The organism is Aerococcus sp. BD502 (assembly GCF_057919555.1).
Window position 1 is genome coordinate 931,805 of the sequence record NZ_CP147972.1, and the last position, 20,105, is coordinate 951,909.

At 46.3% G+C, this 20,105-nt stretch carries 17 protein-coding genes and 2 pseudogenes; 13 read left to right on the forward strand and 6 right to left on the reverse strand.

Features of this window, described 5'->3' with window-relative positions:
- Positions 1 to 257: 257 nt before the first annotated feature.
- From WF803_RS04330 to WF803_RS04340, 3 genes are read right to left on the reverse strand one after another with little or no spacing between them, the layout of a single operon-like run.
- Positions 258 to 1,217: a metal ABC transporter solute-binding protein, Zn/Mn family gene (locus WF803_RS04330; RefSeq protein WP_489610330.1), complete on the reverse strand. Its 960-nt coding sequence runs from the start codon at positions 1,215 to 1,217 to the stop codon at positions 258 to 260.
- Between the two features lies 1 nt (position 1,218).
- Positions 1,219 to 2,088 carry a metal ABC transporter permease gene (locus tag WF803_RS04335; RefSeq protein WP_489610331.1) on the reverse strand — a complete coding sequence of 290 codons (870 nt, stop codon included), beginning with the start codon at positions 2,086 to 2,088 and terminating at the stop codon, positions 1,219 to 1,221.
- On the reverse strand, positions 2,081 to 2,818 hold the full coding sequence (locus WF803_RS04340; RefSeq protein WP_489610332.1) for a metal ABC transporter ATP-binding protein: 738 nt from the start codon (positions 2,816 to 2,818) through the stop codon (positions 2,081 to 2,083). The genes WF803_RS04335 and WF803_RS04340 overlap by 8 nt, the downstream gene beginning before the upstream one ends.
- Before the next feature lie 887 nt (positions 2,819 to 3,705).
- Here WF803_RS04340 and dnaA point away from each other — a divergent pair.
- From dnaA to WF803_RS04385, 9 genes and pseudogenes are all read left to right on the forward strand, one after another.
- Positions 3,706 to 5,061 carry a chromosomal replication initiator protein DnaA gene (gene dnaA / locus WF803_RS04345; RefSeq protein ID WP_489610333.1) on the forward strand — a complete coding sequence of 452 codons (1,356 nt, stop codon included), beginning with the start codon at positions 3,706 to 3,708 and terminating at the stop codon, positions 5,059 to 5,061.
- A 198-nt stretch (positions 5,062 to 5,259) separates the two neighbouring features.
- Positions 5,260 to 6,408, forward strand: a complete 1,149-nt coding sequence (dnaN, locus tag WF803_RS04350) for a DNA polymerase III subunit beta (protein WP_489610334.1) — start codon at positions 5,260 to 5,262, stop codon at positions 6,406 to 6,408.
- A 240-nt stretch (positions 6,409 to 6,648) separates the two neighbouring features.
- Entirely contained in the window at positions 6,649 to 6,897 is a 249-nt protein-coding gene (locus WF803_RS04355) for an RNA-binding S4 domain-containing protein (protein ID WP_489610335.1), read from the forward strand.
- On the forward strand, positions 6,878 to 8,047 hold the full coding sequence (recF, locus tag WF803_RS04360) for a DNA replication/repair protein RecF (RefSeq protein WP_489610336.1): 1,170 nt from the start codon (positions 6,878 to 6,880) through the stop codon (positions 8,045 to 8,047). The genes WF803_RS04355 and recF overlap by 20 nt, the downstream gene beginning before the upstream one ends.
- Positions 8,048 to 8,064: 17 nt before the next feature.
- Positions 8,065 to 10,056 carry a DNA topoisomerase (ATP-hydrolyzing) subunit B gene (gene gyrB / locus WF803_RS04365; RefSeq protein WP_489610337.1) on the forward strand — a complete coding sequence of 664 codons (1,992 nt, stop codon included), beginning with the start codon at positions 8,065 to 8,067 and terminating at the stop codon, positions 10,054 to 10,056.
- 17 nt (positions 10,057 to 10,073) lie between these two features.
- Positions 10,074 to 12,716, forward strand: a complete 2,643-nt coding sequence (gene gyrA / locus WF803_RS04370; protein ID WP_489610338.1) for a DNA gyrase subunit A — start codon at positions 10,074 to 10,076, stop codon at positions 12,714 to 12,716.
- A 12-nt stretch (positions 12,717 to 12,728) separates the two neighbouring features.
- Entirely contained in the window at positions 12,729 to 13,574 is an 846-nt protein-coding gene (locus WF803_RS04375) for a glycosyltransferase family 8 protein (protein ID WP_489610339.1), read from the forward strand.
- A 153-nt stretch (positions 13,575 to 13,727) separates the two neighbouring features.
- Positions 13,728 to 14,168, forward strand: a pseudogene (locus tag WF803_RS04380) (transposase); the annotation flags it as partial.
- Between the two features lie 51 nt (positions 14,169 to 14,219).
- Positions 14,220 to 14,561, forward strand: a pseudogene (locus tag WF803_RS04385) (transposase); the annotation flags it as partial.
- Positions 14,562 to 14,894: 333 nt separating this feature from the next.
- Here WF803_RS04385 and WF803_RS04390 read toward each other — a convergent pair.
- Positions 14,895 to 15,464, reverse strand: a complete 570-nt coding sequence (locus WF803_RS04390; RefSeq protein ID WP_489610340.1) for a hypothetical protein — start codon at positions 15,462 to 15,464, stop codon at positions 14,895 to 14,897.
- Positions 15,465 to 15,934: 470 nt separating this feature from the next.
- On the opposite strand from WF803_RS04390, the gene WF803_RS04395 reads away from it, so the two are divergent.
- Both WF803_RS04395 and WF803_RS04400 read left to right on the forward strand, forming a co-directional pair.
- Positions 15,935 to 16,312, forward strand: coding sequence for a transposase (locus WF803_RS04395; RefSeq protein WP_489610341.1), 378 nt, complete (start codon positions 15,935 to 15,937; stop codon positions 16,310 to 16,312).
- A gap of 179 nt (positions 16,313 to 16,491) precedes the next feature.
- Positions 16,492 to 16,608 (forward strand): IS3 family transposase, encoded by a 117-nt coding sequence (locus WF803_RS04400; protein ID WP_489611890.1) that lies wholly within the window; start codon positions 16,492 to 16,494, stop codon positions 16,606 to 16,608.
- A 113-nt stretch (positions 16,609 to 16,721) separates the two neighbouring features.
- Here WF803_RS04400 and WF803_RS04405 read toward each other — a convergent pair whose 3' ends face one another.
- Positions 16,722 to 18,020: an ABC transporter permease gene (locus WF803_RS04405; RefSeq protein WP_489610342.1), complete on the reverse strand. Its 1,299-nt coding sequence runs from the start codon at positions 18,018 to 18,020 to the stop codon at positions 16,722 to 16,724.
- Positions 18,013 to 18,918, reverse strand: a complete 906-nt coding sequence (locus WF803_RS04410; RefSeq protein ID WP_489610343.1) for an ABC transporter ATP-binding protein — start codon at positions 18,916 to 18,918, stop codon at positions 18,013 to 18,015. Before WF803_RS04410 ends, WF803_RS04405 begins: the two co-directional genes overlap by 8 nt.
- 256 nt (positions 18,919 to 19,174) lie before the next feature.
- On the opposite strand from WF803_RS04410, the gene rpsF reads away from it, so the two are divergent.
- A complete protein-coding gene (gene rpsF, locus WF803_RS04415) occupies positions 19,175 to 19,483 on the forward strand; it encodes a 30S ribosomal protein S6 (protein WP_489610344.1) in 309 nt (102 codons plus the stop codon).
- 24 nt (positions 19,484 to 19,507) lie between these two features.
- Positions 19,508 to 20,101 carry a single-stranded DNA-binding protein gene (gene ssb / locus WF803_RS04420; protein ID WP_489610345.1) on the forward strand — a complete coding sequence of 198 codons (594 nt, stop codon included), beginning with the start codon at positions 19,508 to 19,510 and terminating at the stop codon, positions 20,099 to 20,101.
- Positions 20,102 to 20,105: the final 4 nt, after the last annotated feature.

The window sequence follows — 20,105 nt, forward strand, 5'->3', positions numbered from 1 at the left end:
TTATCATACTTCGACAGCAAAACCTCATACAGAAAACTATCCTTCAAATACCAGATGCCTAAACTTATATAGAATAACAGTCAAGTTAACGATGTTACTGAGTCACATTTTAAATGGGTGCAATGCTAATTTGCAGGCAAGATAAAGACGGTCGGTATGTTTGAAAACCTCACCGAACCAATAAATCTTGGCTTCAAACCTCTTACCCGCAGTTTTTAACGCATGGACAGACTTATTCCTATCCACCAGCAGGAGAGTTAAGCATTGCCCTGGGTTAGGCCTTGATAAATATGCTTAAGATTATGTTTGAGGAATTTGATATAAGTATCCCCAGGCTCACCCTTTTTCCCAATTTCATCGGAGAAAATTGGCGTTTTATAGATGGGCACACCCGTTTCATTGGAGACAGTTTCCATCGGCCGGGTGTCCACATTGGATTCCACAAAGAGTACCTTGGGCTTGTTTTCCTGCACAAAGTGAATAGCATTTTGAATTTGATCAGGCGTACCGGTTTCATCCGTATCGATCGCCCAAATGAAGCCTTCATTTAAGTCATAGCGATCCGCCATGTATTGGAAGGCTTGTTCACTCGCGATAAAGGCACGCTCAGCCCCCGTCAAGCTACCCAACTTTTCTGCGTACTCCTTTTCAACGTTCTTCAAGTCTGCGAGGTATTTCTCGGCATTCTTCTTATAATCCTCAGCGTGATCAGGGTCTTCTTTGACTAAGGCATCACGCAAAGCTTCGGCCATCGTGATCCCCACATTAGGATCCAAGAAGGCATGCGGATTGATTTCCTTTTGCCCTGCTTCGTCCTTTAAGTATTTCGGTTCAATACTATCACAGAGGGCATAGCGCTTATCTTCAGGAAAGTTAACGGAATTAGCGAGCTTCGTGAGCCAGCCGCCCTTCCCGCCTTCAAGATTCAAGCCATTGTACACAAGAATATCCGCATCGGTCATGGCCTTGATGTCTTCAGGGCGGGGATCATATTCATGCGGATCAGTACCAATCGGAACGAAGTTATGCACCGTCACATGCTCTCCGCCGATTTCTTCGGCCATATCGGTGATAATGGAGAAAGAAGAAGCGACTTTTACTTTACCTTCTCCTGAACCGTCGGCTGCTGCCGAATCTTGCCCTCCTCCCTGGCCACAGGCTACTAGAAGAACACCCAGGAAAAGAACTCCCAAGACTCTGACTAATTTCTTCAACATTTTATTGCTCCTTTACTTGTTCTTGTTCCTTGTCTTTTTTTAAATACTGCCAAACTAAGCCTTTTTTTGGGGCTAAAAAGAAGACTAAAAGGAAAATGACGGTCACGACTAAAACCATGACCACTCCTGAAGGAAGGTTATACGCCTCACTAATCATCAGCCCCGTACTCGTTGAAAACACCCCAATGAGCACTGCAATCGCCAGCATACGTGGTAGGCGATCCGTCAACAAATAAGCCGTCGACGCTGGTGTTATCAAGAGCGAGACCACGAGAATCACCCCTACCGTTTGGAGGGAAATCACGGTCACCAAGGTCAGCATGATCATCAAGGCATAGTGAATCATTTTTACCGGTAGGCCACTGGCTTCCGCCATGACTGGGTCAAAACTGGTCAATTTCAATTCCTTGTAGAAGAGTGCCACAAACAGTAAGACGAGCCCCGAAATAATAAAGGTCAGATAGCGATCCATGGGCTGGACGGTTAAAACATTCCCGAACAATATCGACGTCAAATCGGTGGCCGTCTGTAGTTTTGTGACCAGTAAAACCCCCAAGGCGAAGAAGGCGGAGAAAATGATCCCAATGGCTGAATCTCCCTTGATGGTACTATTCTGCTTCACAAAAGTAATACCTAAAGCGGCAAGAACACCAACGACCGCTGCCCCGTAAAAATAATTGATGTCTAGCATATAGGAAATAGCGACCCCGGGCAAAATAGCATGGGAAATCGCATCGCCCATTAAGGCCATCCCGCGTAGCACAATAAAGCAACCAACCACCCCACAGACAATCCCCACCACAATGGAGACGAGAAGCGCCTGCTGGAGGAATTGATACTGCATCACTTGATTAATAAATTGGCTAAGCATGCTGGCCACCTCCTTGGTAATTGTAAATTAATTCTGCTCCAAAGGCCTGGGCCAAATTCTCATCCGTGAAAACATCCTCCACGGGGCCGACTGCGAGCACTTCGCGTTTAATAATAATAACCCCATCAAAGTATTGTTTCACACTGCCCAGATCATGATGGACAATGAAAATGGTCTTGCCCTCAGCTGCTAATTGCTGAAGGATAGCCATAATCAAGCGTTCACTCGTCACATCAATACCAATAAAAGGCTCATCTAAGAAAAGGTATTGGGCATTTTGTGCCATGGCACGCGCAATCAAGACCCGCTGGAATTGCCCGCCGGATAATTGGCCAATTTGCCGATCTTGATAGTCCAGCAGATCCACCTGATTTAGAGCCTCCAGAGCACGTTTTTTCTCCGCTTCACCCGGACGCTTTAGCCAGCCCAAACTCGGGTAAGTACCCGTTAGGACGCAATCAAAAACAGTAATCGGAAAACTCGTGTCAATCGAGCTACGTTGTTCAATATAGGCAATGTGGGCTTGCACGGCTTTCAATGGTTGGCCATCATAGGTCACTTGCCCTGTGTGCTTTACCAAACCCAGCATCGCCTTCACTAGCGTTGACTTTCCAGCCCCGTTCGGCCCAATGATGCCATAAATTTGACCGGGGGCGACATGAAAATCAGCCTGGCGTAATGCCGGCACCTCGCCATCATAAGTTACAGATAAATGGTCGACGTCAATCACGTCAGACCTCCTTTCCAAAACATTCAATGTATTGTTACATGAAATATCTCACATTTATTGATTGGTTTTAGATTAACCTAAATATAGCTAGATTGCAAGCTAAAAGTGCAGAAAAAAGGAAAAAGTTTAGCCATTTTGCTGCCAGTAAAAGGGAACTCCGTGAAAATTCACCCTCATCATTAAGCGGCTTTAAACTAAGAGAAGGAGTCCAGGTCACGCCTAAGGGAGGGTGGCGTTACGTCAAATGCGAGAACCTGCCCTACAGGCAGAACCTCTCATTTGGCCGTCAACTCACCGCTCCCTTTCTTCGGCGTTCCCTTCCTTTAGTCCAGGTCACGCCTAAGGGAGGGTGGCGTTACTCGAATTTTATTTTTATACCCTAGGTCGTTCTTACTTTTAAATCCAGCTCAACTCGGCAGGCTGGACATCCACTTCATTAAATGATGAACCTAACTATCGTTAGAACCATCATTTAATTCCAGTGATTCCGCCTGCTAGTCGAGTTTCGCTTCCTATCGTCAACTCGACGGGAAATTGAGAGGTTCGTCGCCTTTTTATTCACCTTATTTATCCACATCTTTGTGGACAGAATTCACTTTTTGTTTTTGTGCACACATTACTCCCAGGTTTATCCACAATTCACAAGTAAAAGATAGTTATTAACAATTGTGGATAACCGAGAGCGAAAATGGGGATAATCAAGCTTTTACTAGGAAAAGTCATCCACAATATCAAGCTTATCCCAAGAAGTATCCACTATTTTTCACAAGGTGTGGACAAATATTGTTTGGATATGCGAATATTTCTTTTCTTTGCTTGTTAATTGTGGAAAACTTTTAGTCTTCATGCTATCCTTAACATGCTAGAAATAGATAAAGGAGATCATTATGGATGATTTAAATCGTCTTTGGGCTTATATTGAAAATTACTTCCAAGAAGAGTTATCAAAGCCCAGTTTTGAAACTTGGTTTCAAGAATTAAAGCCGGCGCGTTTTGAGCAGGACACGCTGTATTTACTGGCCGGCTCTAAATTACATAAACGCCACATCGAAACGCACTATTTGGTGCAAATTCGCCAGGTGGCTTATGATTTTTTGAAGCGGGATATTAATGTGGAGTTAATTTTAGCCGATGAGGAGCCGGATAATTTATCCTTTGGAAGTCCGACACAAGCGACAAAAAGCCACAATAATCGTTTCAGCTCGCGCTCGACGCAATTAAATCCCAAATATACCTTCGATAATTTCATCGTAGGGGAAGGGAATAAGATGGCGCATGCGGCGGCTTTGGCGGTGGCAGAAGGCCCAGGCCACGACTACAATCCCCTCTTCTTCTACGGGGGCGTCGGCTTGGGAAAAACACACTTGATGCAAGCGATTGGCCATGAAGTGACCCGCCTCCACCCAGAAGCACGCGTGAAATACGTGACGAGTGAAACTTTCACCAATGACTTTATTGAAGCGATCCGCACCAATACCATGCCTGATTTCCATGCAGAATACCGGCAGGTCGACATGCTTTTGGTGGACGATATCCAATTTATCGCTGAAGGAAATAAGGATAAAACCCAGGAGGAATTCTTCCATACCTTCAACGAACTCTACAATAATAATAAACATATTGTCCTCACTAGCGACCGGGATGCTGGGCAAATTCCCCAACTGGAAGACCGCTTAGTGTCGCGCTTTAAGCAGGGCTTATCCACTGATATTACCCCGCCTGATTTAGAAACTCGGATTGCGATTTTACGGAATAAGGCACAAACCAATCAGCTGGATATTCCCGATAACACGCTGAATTACATTGCCGGGCAAATTGATTCCAACGTCCGCGAATTGGAGGGAGCTTTGACGAGTGTCCAGGCCTATGTGGTCATGCACCACGCCGAACTCACGCCCAGTGTCGCTGCCCAGGCGTTGAGAAATTACACCGAGCAAACCCAGGATGATACGCCAACGGTAGCCAGTATTCAGGAAACAGTGGCCAACTTCTACCATTTAACGGTCGCCGATTTAAAAGGCAAGAAGCGCAAACGCGAGATTGTCCTCCCCCGGCAAATTGCCATGTACTTGGCGCGGGAACTCACCGACCTCTCCCTGCCTAAAATTGGCCGCAAATTTGGCGGCAAGGACCATACCACCGTCCTCCATGCCCATGACAAAATCACCAAAGAAATGAAAAACTCTATCAGCTTGGAAAATGACTTGGGCCAGATTAAAAAACTCTTGCAAAATATGTTTTAGCCGCCAAAAATGCAGGCAGCTATGCTAAACTAGAAGCAGGCCTTGTGGATAAAACCAAGACTTATCCACGCCCTTCTCAAAAGACTTATCCACATGACAAAGTCTGTGGATGACTTCTTTTCCCGGAATTATCCACAGAGCCCACAGGACCTAAGACGACTATGATATCTATCTATATAATAAATAAAGGAGCGAGCCATGAAATTCACCATCAAGCGGACTGTTTTTATCGAACAGCTCAATCATGTGACCAAGGCGATTTCCCAACGCACGCCAATTCCCATTTTGATGGGGGTTAAAATTTTAGCCAGTGAGGATGGCTTGTGGTTAACTGGGAGCGACGCCACCATTTCGATTGAGGCTTTTATTGATGCGAGTGAGCCGGAACATGCCCTAACCATTGAGCAAACTGGCAGTATTGTCTTGCAGGCCTCTGTTTTAAGCGATATTGTCCGCAAACTCTCCGATGAGACCATGCAAATTGCAGTCAGAGACCGCCTGCAAGCAGATATTACTGCGGGCAATGCCGCCTTTACGCTCTTGGGCACAGCGGGCGATGATTACCCCCGCCTCCCCACCATTGATGAGGACAGTACCTTTACCCTGCCGGCGATGACCTTTAAGGAAGTGATCCACCACACGATTATTTCTATTTCTACCCAGGAAATTCGCCCCATGTTTACGGGGATTTACTTTGAATTTCAAGCCGGGCAATTGAAGGCCGTCTCCACCGATTCCCACCGCTTGAGCCAGCGTATTGTGCAGGTGAACAGTCCGGAAGCCAAGCGTGAGGAACCCTTGGGCCTCATTATTCCGGGGCGGAGCCTGAATGAATTGGTGAAAATTATCCACGACGACGATGATGTGGAAATGACGGTCAGTGACCAGCAAATTCTCTTCCATACGCGCAACCTCTACCTTTACTCACGTTTATTGGAAGGGAACTACCCCGATACGGACCGCTTGCTACCGGAAAATTACGATACCCGCCTGATGCTATCGGCTTCCCACTTCCTCAAGGCGATTGAGCGGGCCCTTATTATGAGTAAGGAAGGCCGCAATCACGTGGTTAAATTGGCCATGAGCGCGGACTTGACCCTCCTCTACGGGCAATCCCAGGAAGTCGGGGAAGTGAAGGAGGAATTAACGCCCAAAGCCTTTGATGGCAAGGATTTAACGATTGCCTTCAACCCCCAATACATGCGCCAGGCCTTGCGGACCTTTGGCGACCAAGATATCGTCATTCGCTTCCAGCAAGCCACTCAGCCTTTCCTCCTTCTGCCTTTGGAGCGGGAACAGGAGCGCAGTGTGGTTCAACTGATCACCCCGATCCGGACGCCGGAATAAAACTTTTCAGATAAGCATTTTGAGTCCTGCCTCGGCGGGACTTTTTCTTTTTGGCTTAAAATTAGCCCGTATTCACGAATAACCTTAAAATGTGTTAAAAGCCTCCCAAGCCGTAGAAGAGAATGACGGGCAATTTCTGGGGTCTGAATTGAGTTTAAGGGGGATTTAAGCTATAATATATAGGGAATGAAGCGATCTGGGGTGGCTTTGGCTGCCCCAATTTACTTAAGGAGGTTCGACATGGCAAAAACATTGGTCGTCGCCGGCGAGCATTTGACGCTCGGGCAAATGCTAAAGGAAGTCGGCTACATTGACACCGGAGGCCAGGCCAAATGGGTGCTTAAAGAAGACCGTATTCTAGTGGACGGTGACTTGGAAACCAGGCGTGGGCGCAAGCTCTACCCCGGCATGCGGGTGACGCTTGTTGAAATTGAAGAAAGCTATGACCTCGTCAGTGCTCGTGGTAGCGATGGAACTGAAAAACCTTAAGCTGAAGCATTTCAGAAATTATGAAGCGGCAGAAGTGACCTTCTCCCCAGGAATCAATGTGCTGGTGGGGGCAAATGCCCAAGGGAAAACCTCCCTCTTAGAGGCCATTTACGTTCTCGCCCTCGCGCGCAGCCACCGCACCAAGCAGGAGCGGGATTTGATCCAATGGGGGGCGTCCGAAAGTTACTTGGCGGGTGAGGTCCGCTTTCGCCAAGGCCAGCGTCCGTTGAGCTTGACGCTTTGGCCAAAGGGGAAAATTGCGCGGGCCAATCATTTGGAATTGCCACGTTTAAGCGATTATATCGGCCAACTCCGGGTCGTTCTTTTTGCCCCAGAGGATTTAACCCTGCTCAAAGGCCCTCCGGCCGAGCGCCGACAATTTATCGACCGCGAATTAAGTCAGATGAACCCCCTTTATTTGCATGAACTCTTGACCTACCAGCATGAATTGAAGCAGCGCAATGCCTATTTGAAGCAATTGCGCAAGGGCCAGGCCAAGGATCGGACACTTTTAGATATTTTAACTGAGCAATTGGCGGCTTCCGGGGCTAGGATGTTGGCCATGCGACAGGCTTTTGTCGAGCAATTGGAAGCCTGGGCCGGGCCGGTGCATGAGGCGATTTCCGACCAAAAGGAAAAGCTCACGCTTGCTTACGACACGCGCCTGCCCTGGCCTAAAGCTGAAGCCGGAGCTTTGGACGCCGACCCCAACACCCAGGCCCAAGCCCTCACCCAGGCTTTGGAAGAAAATTTACTGGCGGCTTATGAAGAGCAGGCAGCCGCTGAAATCGAACGGGGAACCACCCTACTGGGCCCCCACCGCGATGACCTCCTCGTCTACATTAATGGCCAGGAAGTGAAACGTTACGGTTCCCAAGGCCAGCAGCGGACGGGGGTTTTAAGCATGAAATTAGCGGAACTCGACTGCATGGCCCAAGCCACCGGCGAGTACCCTCTGCTCTTATTGGATGACGTGTTGAGTGAATTGGATGCCAAGCGGCAAAGCCTTTTACTTCAGGTCATTGAAGATAAAGTTCAGACCTTTTTAACAACGACGAGCCTAGAAGGCGTGAATTGGGATGTGCTCAAAAACCCGCACGGCTATCGCATTAGCCAAGGGCAAGTTGAGCCTTGTGAGATTAAGAATTAAAAAGTGAAGGTGATAGCATGGCGGATGAGAAAAATAAACGTGATGACAATTTGCAGCCCCAAGACGAAGGGAAAAAAGAAGTTCTTCCGGAAGAGCTCCCGCTTTTAGGCCAAGATTATGATGCCAGTCAAATTCAAGTGCTGGAAGGCCTGGAGGCAGTGAGGAAGCGGCCGGGCATGTACATTGGCTCGACCAGTGGTACCGGCCTTCATCATTTGGTTTGGGAAATTGTCGACAACTCCATTGATGAAGCCTTAGCGGGCTTTGCGGATCATATTGAAATCAAAGTCCTGCCTGATAATATCATTCAAATTACAGACAATGGTCGGGGGATCCCAGTGGATATTCAAGCCAAAACCGGCCGGCCAGCTGTGGAGACGGTCTTTAACGTTTTGCATGCGGGCGGGAAGTTTGGCGGCGGCAGCTACAAGGTCTCCGGCGGCCTCCATGGGGTGGGCGCCTCCGTGGTGAACGCCCTGTCGGAATGGTTGGCCGTTGATGTCCATAAAAACGGCCAGATCTACCACCAGAAATACTCGCGTGGGACAATTTTGAGTGAATTGGAAGTGGTTGGCGAAACCGATGTCTCGGGGACGGTGGTCACCTTTAAGGCGGATCCGGAAATTTTTACCGACACCACGACTTATGACCTGGAAGTCTTAAACCAGCGGACGCGGGAGTTAGCTTTCTTAAACAAGGGCCTGCGCATCAGTTTGGCTGACGAGCGGCCGGAGGAAGCTATTGTTTACAGTTACTGCTACGAAGGTGGTTTGAAGGAATATATCCGTTTCTTAAATGAAAAATACGAGCCCCTCTTCCCCGAACCGATTTACTTGGAAGGGGAAAAAGACGGTGTGGAAGTCGAAGTGGCCCTTCAGTATACGAATGATTTCCATACGAATTTTCTAAGTTTTGCCAATAATATCCATACCTTCGAGGGCGGGACGCATGAGGCTGGAGTAAAAGCCTCCCTCACGCGCACGGTCAATGACTATGCTCGCCAGGCCAATATCATCAAGGACGATGACCCGAACTTAAGTGGGGAAGATGTGCGCGAAGGTTTGACGTTGATTGTGTCCGTCCGCCACCCCAACCCCCAATTTGAAGGGCAAACGAAGATGAAGTTAGGGAACTCGGAAGTCCGTACCATTACCGACCGCCTCTTCAATAAGCATTTTGAGCGCTTCTTGATGGAAAATCCGCGCGTTGGCCGGCAAATTGTGGATAAAGGCTTACTGGCCTCCAAAGCGCGTCAAGCGGCCAAGCGTGCCCGGGAAATGACGCGCAAGAAGTCAGGCCTGGAGATCAGTCACTTGCCGGGGAAATTGGCTGACTGCTCCAGCCGCCTGCCCGAAGAGTGTGAACTTTTCATCGTGGAAGGGAATTCGGCGGGTGGCTCAGCGAAAAATGGACGTGACCGCCACTTTCAAGCCATTCTTCCCATCCGCGGGAAAATTTTGAATGTAGAAAAAGCTAGTCTCGAGCGTATTTTAGCCAATGAGGAAATTCGCTCCCTCTTTACGGCCATGGGGACCGGTTGGGGTGAGAATTTTGATGCGGACAAGGCCCGTTACCATAAATTAGTCATCATGACCGATGCGGACGTCGATGGGGCCCACATCCGGACCTTATTATTGACCTTATTTTACCGCTACATGCGCCCGCTTTTAGACCGGGGCTATGTGTATATTGCCGTTCCTCCCCTCTACCAAGTGCGCCAAGGGAAGAAGATCCAGTATGTGGATTCTGATGCGGAGTTGGACGACTTACTGAAGGAACTGCCCGAACGGCCCAAGCCTGCTATTCAGCGCTACAAGGGGCTGGGGGAAATGGACGCCCACCAATTATGGGAGACGACCATGGATCCGGCCAACCGCCGCATGCTTCAAGTGAGTGTGGCAGACGCTAAGGAAGCGGATCAGATTATCGATATGCTGATGGGGGATCAGGTGGCGCCCCGCCGGCAATTTATTGAAGAAAACGCGACATACGCCACCATTGACTTATAGTGAGAGGAGACGAGGCAATGGATATGGATCAAGAAAACTTGCAACCCGAACAACGGGGTCTCGCCCATGAGATGGAGAAGTCGTTTTTAGACTATGCGATGAGTGTCATCGTCTCCCGCGCCCTGCCTGATGTGCGGGACGGCTTAAAACCGGTCCACCGGCGCATTCTCTACGGCATGAATGAATTAGGGGTGACTCCCGACAAGGCCTATAAGAAATCGGCTCGGATTGTCGGGGACGTCATGGGGAAATACCACCCGCACGGGGACTCGGCCATTTACGAATCAATGGTTCGAATGGCCCAGGATTTCTCCTACCGCTACATGCTGGTGGATGGCCACGGGAACTTCGGTTCGATTGACGGCGACCAAGCAGCCGCCATGCGGTATACCGAGGCCCGCATGAGTAAAATTTCAATAGAAATGCTTCGTGATATTAACAAGGACACGGTGGACTTAATCCCTAACTACGACGGGGAAGAGTCCGAGCCAGAAGTCCTCCCCGCCCGCTTCCCGAATTTGCTTGTCAACGGGGCAACGGGGATTGCGGTCGGGATGACCACGGCGATTCCCCCGCACAATTTGAATGAAGTGATTGCCGGCTTGCATCTGCTGATGAAAAATCCCGACATCACCACGCCCGAATTGATGAAGGCCATCCCCGGTCCTGACTTCCCCACTGGCGGCATTGTGCTGGGAAAATCAGGCATCCGCCGTGCCTATGAAAAAGGCCGGGGCCGCATTACCGTGCGGGCTAAATTAGATATTCAACAAGTCAATGACCGCGAGCGGATTATTGTCACTGAAATTCCTTACATGGTGAACAAGGCCAAGCTCGTGGAGCGTATTGCTGATTTGGCCCGCGACAAGGAAGTGGATGGTATTACCGCCGTGCGTGACGAATCGGGCCGAGACGGCATGCGGATTGTGATCGAATGCCGGCGCGATGCTAGCGCCAGTGTGGTAATCAACAATCTCTACAAACTGACTCAGTTGCAAGCCAATTTCAACTTCAATATGGTGGCCATTGTGGACGGTGTCCCCCAAACCCTAAGCCTTAAAGAAATTCTCTACCATTACCTGAAGCACCAGGAAAATGTGATCCGCCGGCGTTCCCTTTTCGAGAAGAAGAAGGCAGAAGCCCGCGCCCATATCCTGGAAGGCTTGCAGGTGGCTTTGGATCATATTGATGCCATTGTGAATATTCTCCGTTCCAGTGCTTCTGGCGATGAGGCCAAGGAGATTTTCATGGAGCAATATGAACTAAGCGACAAGCAAGCCCAAGCCATTTTAGACATGCGCATGGTGCGCTTGACCGGCTTGGAGCGGGAAAAAATTGATGCCGAGCACCAGAAATTAATGGAAGAAATTGCCTACCTGACCGAAGTGCTCGCCAACGAACGCCTGCGCTACCAGATTATTTACGAGGAGCTTTTGGCGATTCAGGAGCGTTTCGGGGATGAACGGCGCACGGAACTCCGGGCAGGAGAATTACTGGATCTGGAAGACGAAGATTTGATCGAGGAAGAAGCCGTCATCATCACCCTCACGAAGAACGGCTACATCAAGCGCCTGAGCGAAGCTGAGTTCCGCGTCCAACACCGCGGCGGCACAGGGGTGCGAGGCATGAGCATGACGGAGGATGATGTCATGGACACCATCCTCTACACCTCCACCCACGATGTCTTGCTCTTCTTCACCGACCACGGCAAGGTTTACCAATTGCGCGGCTTTGAAATACCGGAATACGGCCGGCAGGCGAAGGGCTTGCCCATGGTGAATCTTCTGAAACTAGAGGCCGATGAAGAGGTCTGCGCCGCCCTTCGAATTCCGAGCGGGGGCGTGGATGAGATTGGGATCAAGGAGCTCTGCTTTGTGACCCGGCAAGGCTTTGTCAAGCGGACCGCCGTGGAAAACTTCTTGAACATTCGCCAAAGCGGCCTCATTGCCCTAACCCTCAATGACGATGATGAATTAGTGCGCGTCTTACCGACCACAGGCGACCAAGATATTATCATTGGGACCCATAATGGCCAGGCCATTCGCTTCTTGGAGACCGATGTGAGAAGCATGGGACGGACAGCCCGTGGGGTGCGGGGCATTCGTTTGGGAGCTTCGGACTATGTCATTGGGGCTTCTACTGTGAGTGACCTTGACGATGTGCTCGTGGTGAATGAACGCGGCTACGGCAAGCGGACCCCAGCGACCGCCTACAAGCAGCAATTCCGAGGCGGAAAAGGGGTCTCCACCAGTAATATTACTGAGAAAAACGGTCCTGTCATGGGCTTAAGGGCCCTGGCGGGAGACGAGGAAGTGCTCATGATGAGTGATGAAGGGGTTATGATTCGCTTCAAGGCCACGGACATTTCCCAAACCGGCCGTCATACCCAAGGAGTGCGCCTCATGCGCCTGAATGGTAACGATTTGGTGTCCGCCATGACTGTGATTACAGATCCTTTTGGGGAAGAAGAGGCGGACACGGCAGAGAATGAAGCGAAGGACAGCCTGGACGAAGCCCTAAGTCCGGAAGCGGAAGCCACGGGTCAAGTGTCTGAGCACTTGGCGTCTGATATGCAGGCCTTTGCGGATGATTTACTCGCTGACGAGGACTTGCCTAAGGATCTTGACCCAGAGCAGGACCAGGAAGAGCCGGAGGCTTAGGAGGAGAATACTTTGAATATTCTAGTCACCGTTGATGAGAATTACGTAAAGCCTTTGAAAATTATGCTGGCGTCCCTGTTCAAAAACACGCCCGGCTCGTTAACCATCTACCTCCTCCACTCCAAATTGAGAGCGGAGACGGTGGCAGGCTTACGGGCCTTTGTGGAGCGCTATGAAGGCAAACTCATCCCCTTGAAGGCTGACAATAGTCTGTTTCAGGAGGCCCCCTTAACCAAGCATTATACGGTGGAAATGTACTATCGACTCTTAGCCTATCAATTTTTGCCTACTGACGTGGAGAAGATTCTCTACTTGGATCCGGATATTTTGGTGATTAATGATTTGACGCCGCTCTACGAGACGCCTTTATCGGAGCAATTGTTTGCGGCAGCTCATCATGACACCATTGGCATGAATGAATTGAATAAGCTACGTTTTTTACCCTATGAGATTGACAATTACTACAATACGGGTGTTTTGCTGATGAATGTGGCCGCCCAGCGGCAACGGATTGAGCCAGAGGAGATCTTTGACTTTGTCGAAGAGCACGGCAGCTGGCTGGCCCTGCCCGACCAGGACGTTTTAAACGCCCTCTATGCCCATGATGTTATCGCCTTAGACGAGTTAAAGTATAATTATGATGCCCGGAAATTTCGCTATTACCAGTTGAAAACGCTGGGAGAGTGGCCGATGGAGCGGGTGGCCTTCGAGACGGCCATCCTCCATTTCTGCGGGAAAAATAAGCCCTGGCAAGACGGCTATACCGGCCTCTTCCACGCCCTCTACCAGCACTACCACCGGCTGATGGTGATTGCTGAAAGCAAGAAGGGACTGGGAAAAAACTCAATTCCTGAATAAAAAAACATGGGGCTGGGAAAAAACTCAGTCTCAGAATAAAAAAAACGCATCAGTTTATTTCGAAATAAATTGATGCGTTTTGATATTTTATAAAGACAAAGCGAGTTCCAAGCCTTATAATAAAAGGTAACCAAACCGAAGGAGGAACTCGCTTTGTATCAAAATTATACCACAATGGAAACAGCTTTAACACTAAAATTAGATTTTACGATTCCTGAGGACTATGAAGCTCGGCTGATCAGCCGATTTGTCGACTCGATTCCTACGGAAATTATTCTGGAAGACACTTCTCATACGGGACCTCCTGCTTTTCATCCAGCAATGCTATTAAAGATGTGTTTATTTGCCTATAGTCGATGAACGTTTTCAGGTCGAAAAATTGAACAGATGAATGAAGAAGCCATTCCGATGAAATGGCAAACAGGCGATACCCCTGTTAGCTATAAGATAATCAATAACTTTTGGTCAAGCAAACATGCTTTTCATTTGCTTAAATATTCATTTACCCTTTTCACAATGCTTTTAAGGGACAATGGTCTCATCCACCCAGAGGCTTTATTTATTGACGGGACAAAAATTCAAGCCAATACTGACTAAGCCAATGAGCGGTTAAATAAACTAGCGAAAACACCCAAAGGGAGGCAGCGCCAGACAGCAGTCAATTATAATTGGGAATACTTTAAATACCAAGCTAAAGAGAATTTAGAAAGCACACCTGGAAAAGTAATCTATGCGCAACGTAAGATTGACATAGAGACCGTTTTCGTACGGATGAAAGGTGTCTTTAGCATGCGCAGGACGCACGTCAGAGGCAAACCAGCAGTTTATAATGATATCGGAGTCATGCTAATGAGTATAAATTTAACAAAACTAGCCCTTGAAAGCCGACGAAGAACAGAAGTTCTTCGTGAGGCTTTCAATAAAAATAAAAAATGCGCTGAAGCAAGCAAAATTTTGATCACTTCAACGCTTTTTTATGCTTTGTAGTATTAGCCTCGACTTAATTCCCAGCTCTTTTTAAAAAGTTATTTTTAAGTTAACTGTAATAATTTTAACAAACCCAATAATACAAGTGATTGAGTAAAAAACAACGGAAGACATAGTCCTAACATTTTTTCATAAGTTGTACTCACAAGATTCTTGTTAATAATATAAAAACTTGATAAGGCAGCTAAAGTTACGACGGTTATAAATAAACCACTAAAGATTAAATCTAACTTTCTAAGATTAAATCCAAAGATAAAAATAATAGTCGGTACGTATATATATGCCATATACATATAAAAACTAACTTTCTTTGTCATTATTACACCTCATTATTTAAGGACAAGCAGCTGAAACAGGAATCCAGGCCGCTCCAACTGCAGCACCTGCAATCAATCCAGCTGCTCCTCCGAAGGCCATTCCTATAGCTCCACCATAGATAGTGGATAGGGCTACGCCTGATAAACCAACTCCCCAATCACAAGCATTTTTATTTTCACCAATAGGATCAACACACGTACCATCAGACATAAACTCTTTATAAACTTGTTCACCATTCGCATTTTCAGCAGTTAAAGTGTATGTATTTCCATTATCTTTTAGAGTATATGCTGTAACATAATTTTTACCTTCTTCAATCACACCAATATTTTGATTTTCATCAAAATATTTAGTGTAAGTTAACCCACCATATACGAATTTATTATTTGAATCGACTGTATATCCTCTAATTTGTAAAGAATCTGCAATATTAGTATATTCTATGCTATTTTCTTCGTTAAGATTTTTATCAATAACTTCAATATTTTCCTCAGCATTAGCTGGTACCAAATTAACTGTTCCGAAAGCTAAAGGAGAAAGAGTCAATCCTAAAAGTGAAGTTATAATATACTTTCTCTTGACCATATAGATCACTTTATCTTTCTTTATATAAACGTTTTCTTATCTATTTCTAGTGTATTACTGAGTTTAAATCAAATCAAATATTAAGCTTCAAGTTAATATTATTAGTTTGCTAATCGAAAGTCGTATAATAAAAAAATTTTCTTCTATCAAATCATCAGCCTTAATCCAGCTCAATTTTGCGATTTAAGCCGTTTAATTTCAAAAGTATCACAGAGTGCTTTAAAAGCTAAAAGCTCTTAAATCAAAAAATAAACCTTAATAAACGAATCTATCTGATATGCTCCCCCTAAAGTAGACACTCAAAAAAGTAAAACTACTTAGGGGATTTTTTTATACGTTCAAATTGTAAACATTCAATTGAGGAGCTTGAACAGTATATTGATTGGTATCTTGAAGATGGAATAAGTTATCAAAAATTGTGTCAACATTATAGTCTAAGATTGAGTTATTCGCTTTTTCGTGAAAAGATCTTGAAATATCAAATCCATGGTCGCCAAGGCCTCCAATCCCACGTCAAGAACAATCACTATAGTCGGGATTTTAAATTGACTGTCGTCAATGAACATCTAATTGAAGGTGTTCCAATTCGTCAATTAGCTCGAAAATATAATATTCCATCACATTCCACTGTTAGAAATTGGCTGGTGAAGTATATTAGAGGGGAAGCAGTCAAGAGTTATTCTCCTCATCCCGAGGTGTATACAATGAAAAGTAGAAAAACAACCCATGCAGAAAAAATTGAAAGGGTTAAAGAATGTCTAGCCAACGGTCTATCTTATCAAGAAACGGCTAAAAAATATCAAGTGTCCTACCATAATGTTTATTCCTGGACCCAAAAATATCGATAACATGGGCCAGATGGCTTAATTGATGGTCGCGGGCGTGGAAAACCGAAGACGATTCAACCAGAAACTGAAAAAATACGCGCTAAATACGCGGCCTTGAAAGCACGTAATGAATACCTAGAAGCAGAGAACGCCGTCTTAAAAAAGTTAAAAGAAGTAGAAAGAGAGTTGATGTAACGCAAATACAATATGAAGCAGAATTTCTAACGGTCAAAAAGCTTCAACAAGAAGGATACCAAGTCAACCACAAATGTGTGCAACGCTTGATGCAGCTGTTGGGCTTAAGGATTCTATCGTAAAAAAACCATGTATGATGATATCTCATACATGGGAAAAAATTTGTTTATTTATCTGTCTACTTGACAGGGGTCAGTTCACTCAGCTTCTGAATATCTTTTTCTTTCTCCTAATATTAGTGTTCGCTTTTCCAAAGGGAGAGGGAACGCTTAAAGGTTGGCCACATGCCCTCATTGCTGTAGGTGAGAACATTGGTCCGGTAGAATTGTGTGGCCAAGTAGAAGGTTAAAGCTGCAAAAAGAAGCATTAACACGACCGAAAGGACTAATTCCCAAGGTGACACGGTGTCCGCAGCCAAGCGGAAAGGCATGACAAAGGGGGTGAAAAGTGGGAAAAAGGAACCGAAACGAACAAGATTGTTATTCGGTGCACCTAGGGCAAAGATACCAATATAAAAGCCCAGCACACCCGATAAAGTCACCGGTAAGACGGACTTTGGAATGTCTTCGATTTTGGAGGCGAGGGAGCCTAACAGGCCGGCCAAAGCCACAAACATGACAAAGCCCAGTAAGGCGAAAATGATCCCCATCCCAATCGTCGGGAGAATCGCATGGACAATACTTCCTATCGAGAAACCGAAACTTGTTTCTAAGTCTTTAAGCACAGGACCGAGCAAGTTAAACTGCTGGATGCCGATGTTTAGGACAAGACCCAGGACAACATAGCAAGCCATCTGGGTTAAAATCATCAGGCAAACGCCAAAAATTTTACCGAAGAAGTGTGTGTTCGCCGGAATACTGGAGAGGATAATCTCCATAATCCTTGAGCCCTTCTCGCCCGCAATTTCCTGGGAAATCACACTCACATACTGCATGATGAAGAAGAAGACTAAAATGGAAACCGTATAGGCTACTGCTTTTTTCGCAAAAACTTCCGGTGATTGGCGGGACGTGGCAACAAGTTCGCCTTGCTCATTCTCCTTCAGATTGATTTGGTTAATATCTAGCTTTGACGTTTTTAAAGTTTGAAATTCCTTATCGCTAATTCCTAATTTTTGTGCTTTTCGCTTTTCTTCATAGTTTTTCGTCGCAGTTTTGAAGCCGGATAGGTTGATATCATCGCTCGTTGCTGTGGTGATATAGTCAATACTTTTCACCTGGTCCTTATCTTCAATCACTTTGAAGTAACCAGCAATATCCTTATTTTTTAGGGCTGCTTGGGCTTTTTCTTCGGACCAGCCTGTTTGTAAATTAATCTTCCCTCGGTGGGCTTCAAAAGTTTCCACAAGAGCAGGATTGCCTCCGACCATGGCTAACTCACCTTCATTATTTCCTGACGAAATGGAGCCGACAATAAAGCCGATAAAGGCGAAGAAAGCTAGGAAAAAGATTGGACCGAAAAGCATGAAGAAAAAGGCAGGGGTAAAAACATTCTTTCGGTAAGTGTGCTTGGTGACAAGCCATAATTTACTCATGAACCTTCCTCACTTCCTCTTTGAAAATACTTTCCAATGTTGGTGGTTGCTGGCTAAACAGTTGAATATAGCCATCGCGAGTGACCCAGTCAAAAATATCGTGGCCAACCTCTTCGTTGGCTAGTTTTAATTGGAAGCGGCCAGGCGTGGTCTCTTCGACCGTAGTGACCCCTTCTAAGGCCGCCAGCTCGTCTCGCTTGAGGCCAGGTTTTTCCAGCCAAAGGGTTGTTTTGGGATAACGATTGCGTACCTCCTGGACGCCACCTTGCAAGAGGGCTTCCCCGTCATGAATCATCAGAAGATCATCACAAATAGCCTCGACATTGGCCATATTGTGACTGGAAAAAATAATAGAACTTCCTTGATTGCGTAAATGGAGGATACCTTGGCGCAAGAGATCGGCATTCACTGGATCCAGGCCACTAAAAGGCTCGTCCAAAATGACGAATTCAGGCTCGTGAATAATCGTTCCAATCACCTGCACTTTTTGCTGGTTCCCTTTCGAAAGTTTGGAGATTTTGTCATCTGGCTTTCCTTTCACTTCAAAGCGATCTAGCCAAATCGGCAAACGCGTCTCAATCTCCTTTTGACTTAGACCACGTAGTTCAGCAAAGTAAGTGATCTGATCAGCAATAGTCATTTTCTCATACAAGCCACGCTCTTCGGGTAAGTAGCCAATGACATTGTAAACTTGTCCTTTGAGCGGCTGGCCCTTCCATAAGACAGAACTCTGCCCTTCTGAGGTCAAAAAACCGAGCAACAGGCGAAAAATAGTTGTTTTTCCCGAACCATTGCGGCCGATTAAGCCTAATATTTTACCGGCTTCCAGGTCGAAGGAAACATCGTCTACCGCACAGACTGAGCCAAAATGCTTGGTTAAATGCTCTGCTTTAAGCATTGGACACCTTCTTTCTAAGAAAATCTTTTCCATAAAATAAGTATAATAGTTAAGGTTAATTGTAGCATGCTTATAGGTAATGTGGTTTAAAGAATTGTTTATATTATCGATAAATAAGGATTATAGCATTGTAAGCGATATCAAATAAAGATTGTTTCTTGTAGTCTTTGGTGGGCTTTGCTATAATAAGGTACTGTGAGTATGAAGATACTCCTTGCTCGCAAGCGAGCCATAAGACCATAAGGAGGTGCAAAGTATGAGTGAATTGAAACGCAAATATGAAGTTCTATACATTATTCGTCCTAACCTCGAACAAACTTCGAAGGAAGCGCTCGTGGAAAACTTCGATAATGTGCTCACTTCAAACGGCGTGGAAATCATCGAGTCTGCGGACTGGCAAAAACGCCGCTTTGCGTATGAGATTGAGAACTTCCGCGAAGGAATTTACCACTTAATCGAATGCGAAGCGACCGATGCACGCGGGATTGATGAATTCGATCGTCTTGCTAAAATCAATGATGACATTCTTCGTCATATGATTACCGTTGTTGAAGAAGAAGCTTAGGTTCAGCCGAGAGAGGGATAGATCATGATTAACAACGTTGTTTTAGTTGGTCGTTTAACTCGCGAAGTTGATTTACGCCAGACCCAGAGTGGGACATCTGTTGCTAATTTTACGCTGGCTTGTGACCGTAATTACCGAAATGCTCAAGGCGAAACCGAGACCGATTTTATTAATTGTGTCATGTGGCGGCGGGCGGCTGAAAATTTTGCCCGCTTTACCCGCAAAGGTTCCTTAGTTGGCGTGGAAGGTAATATCCAAACCAGAAATTATGAGAATAATCAAGGGCAACGTGTTTATGTGACCGAAGTTCTCGTGAACAATTTTAGCTTTTTAGAGCCAAAGTCAGTCACTGAACAACGACCACAAAACGAAGGAAACTCAGGCGACTTTGGTGGTGGCCAAGGTTTTGGCCAGCAACCTGCCGATCCTTTCCAAAATGCCCCAACCAATCAGCAAGGGAGTAATCCTTTCGCTGGTGGGAACAATAATGATTCCTCTCCATTCGGAAATCGACCTAGTTTTAGTGAGCAAAATCCATTCCAAAAGCCCAAGACTGATAATAATAGTAATGATGGCGAGGGTTCAATCGATATTTCCGATGATGACCTGCCCTTCTAGAGCT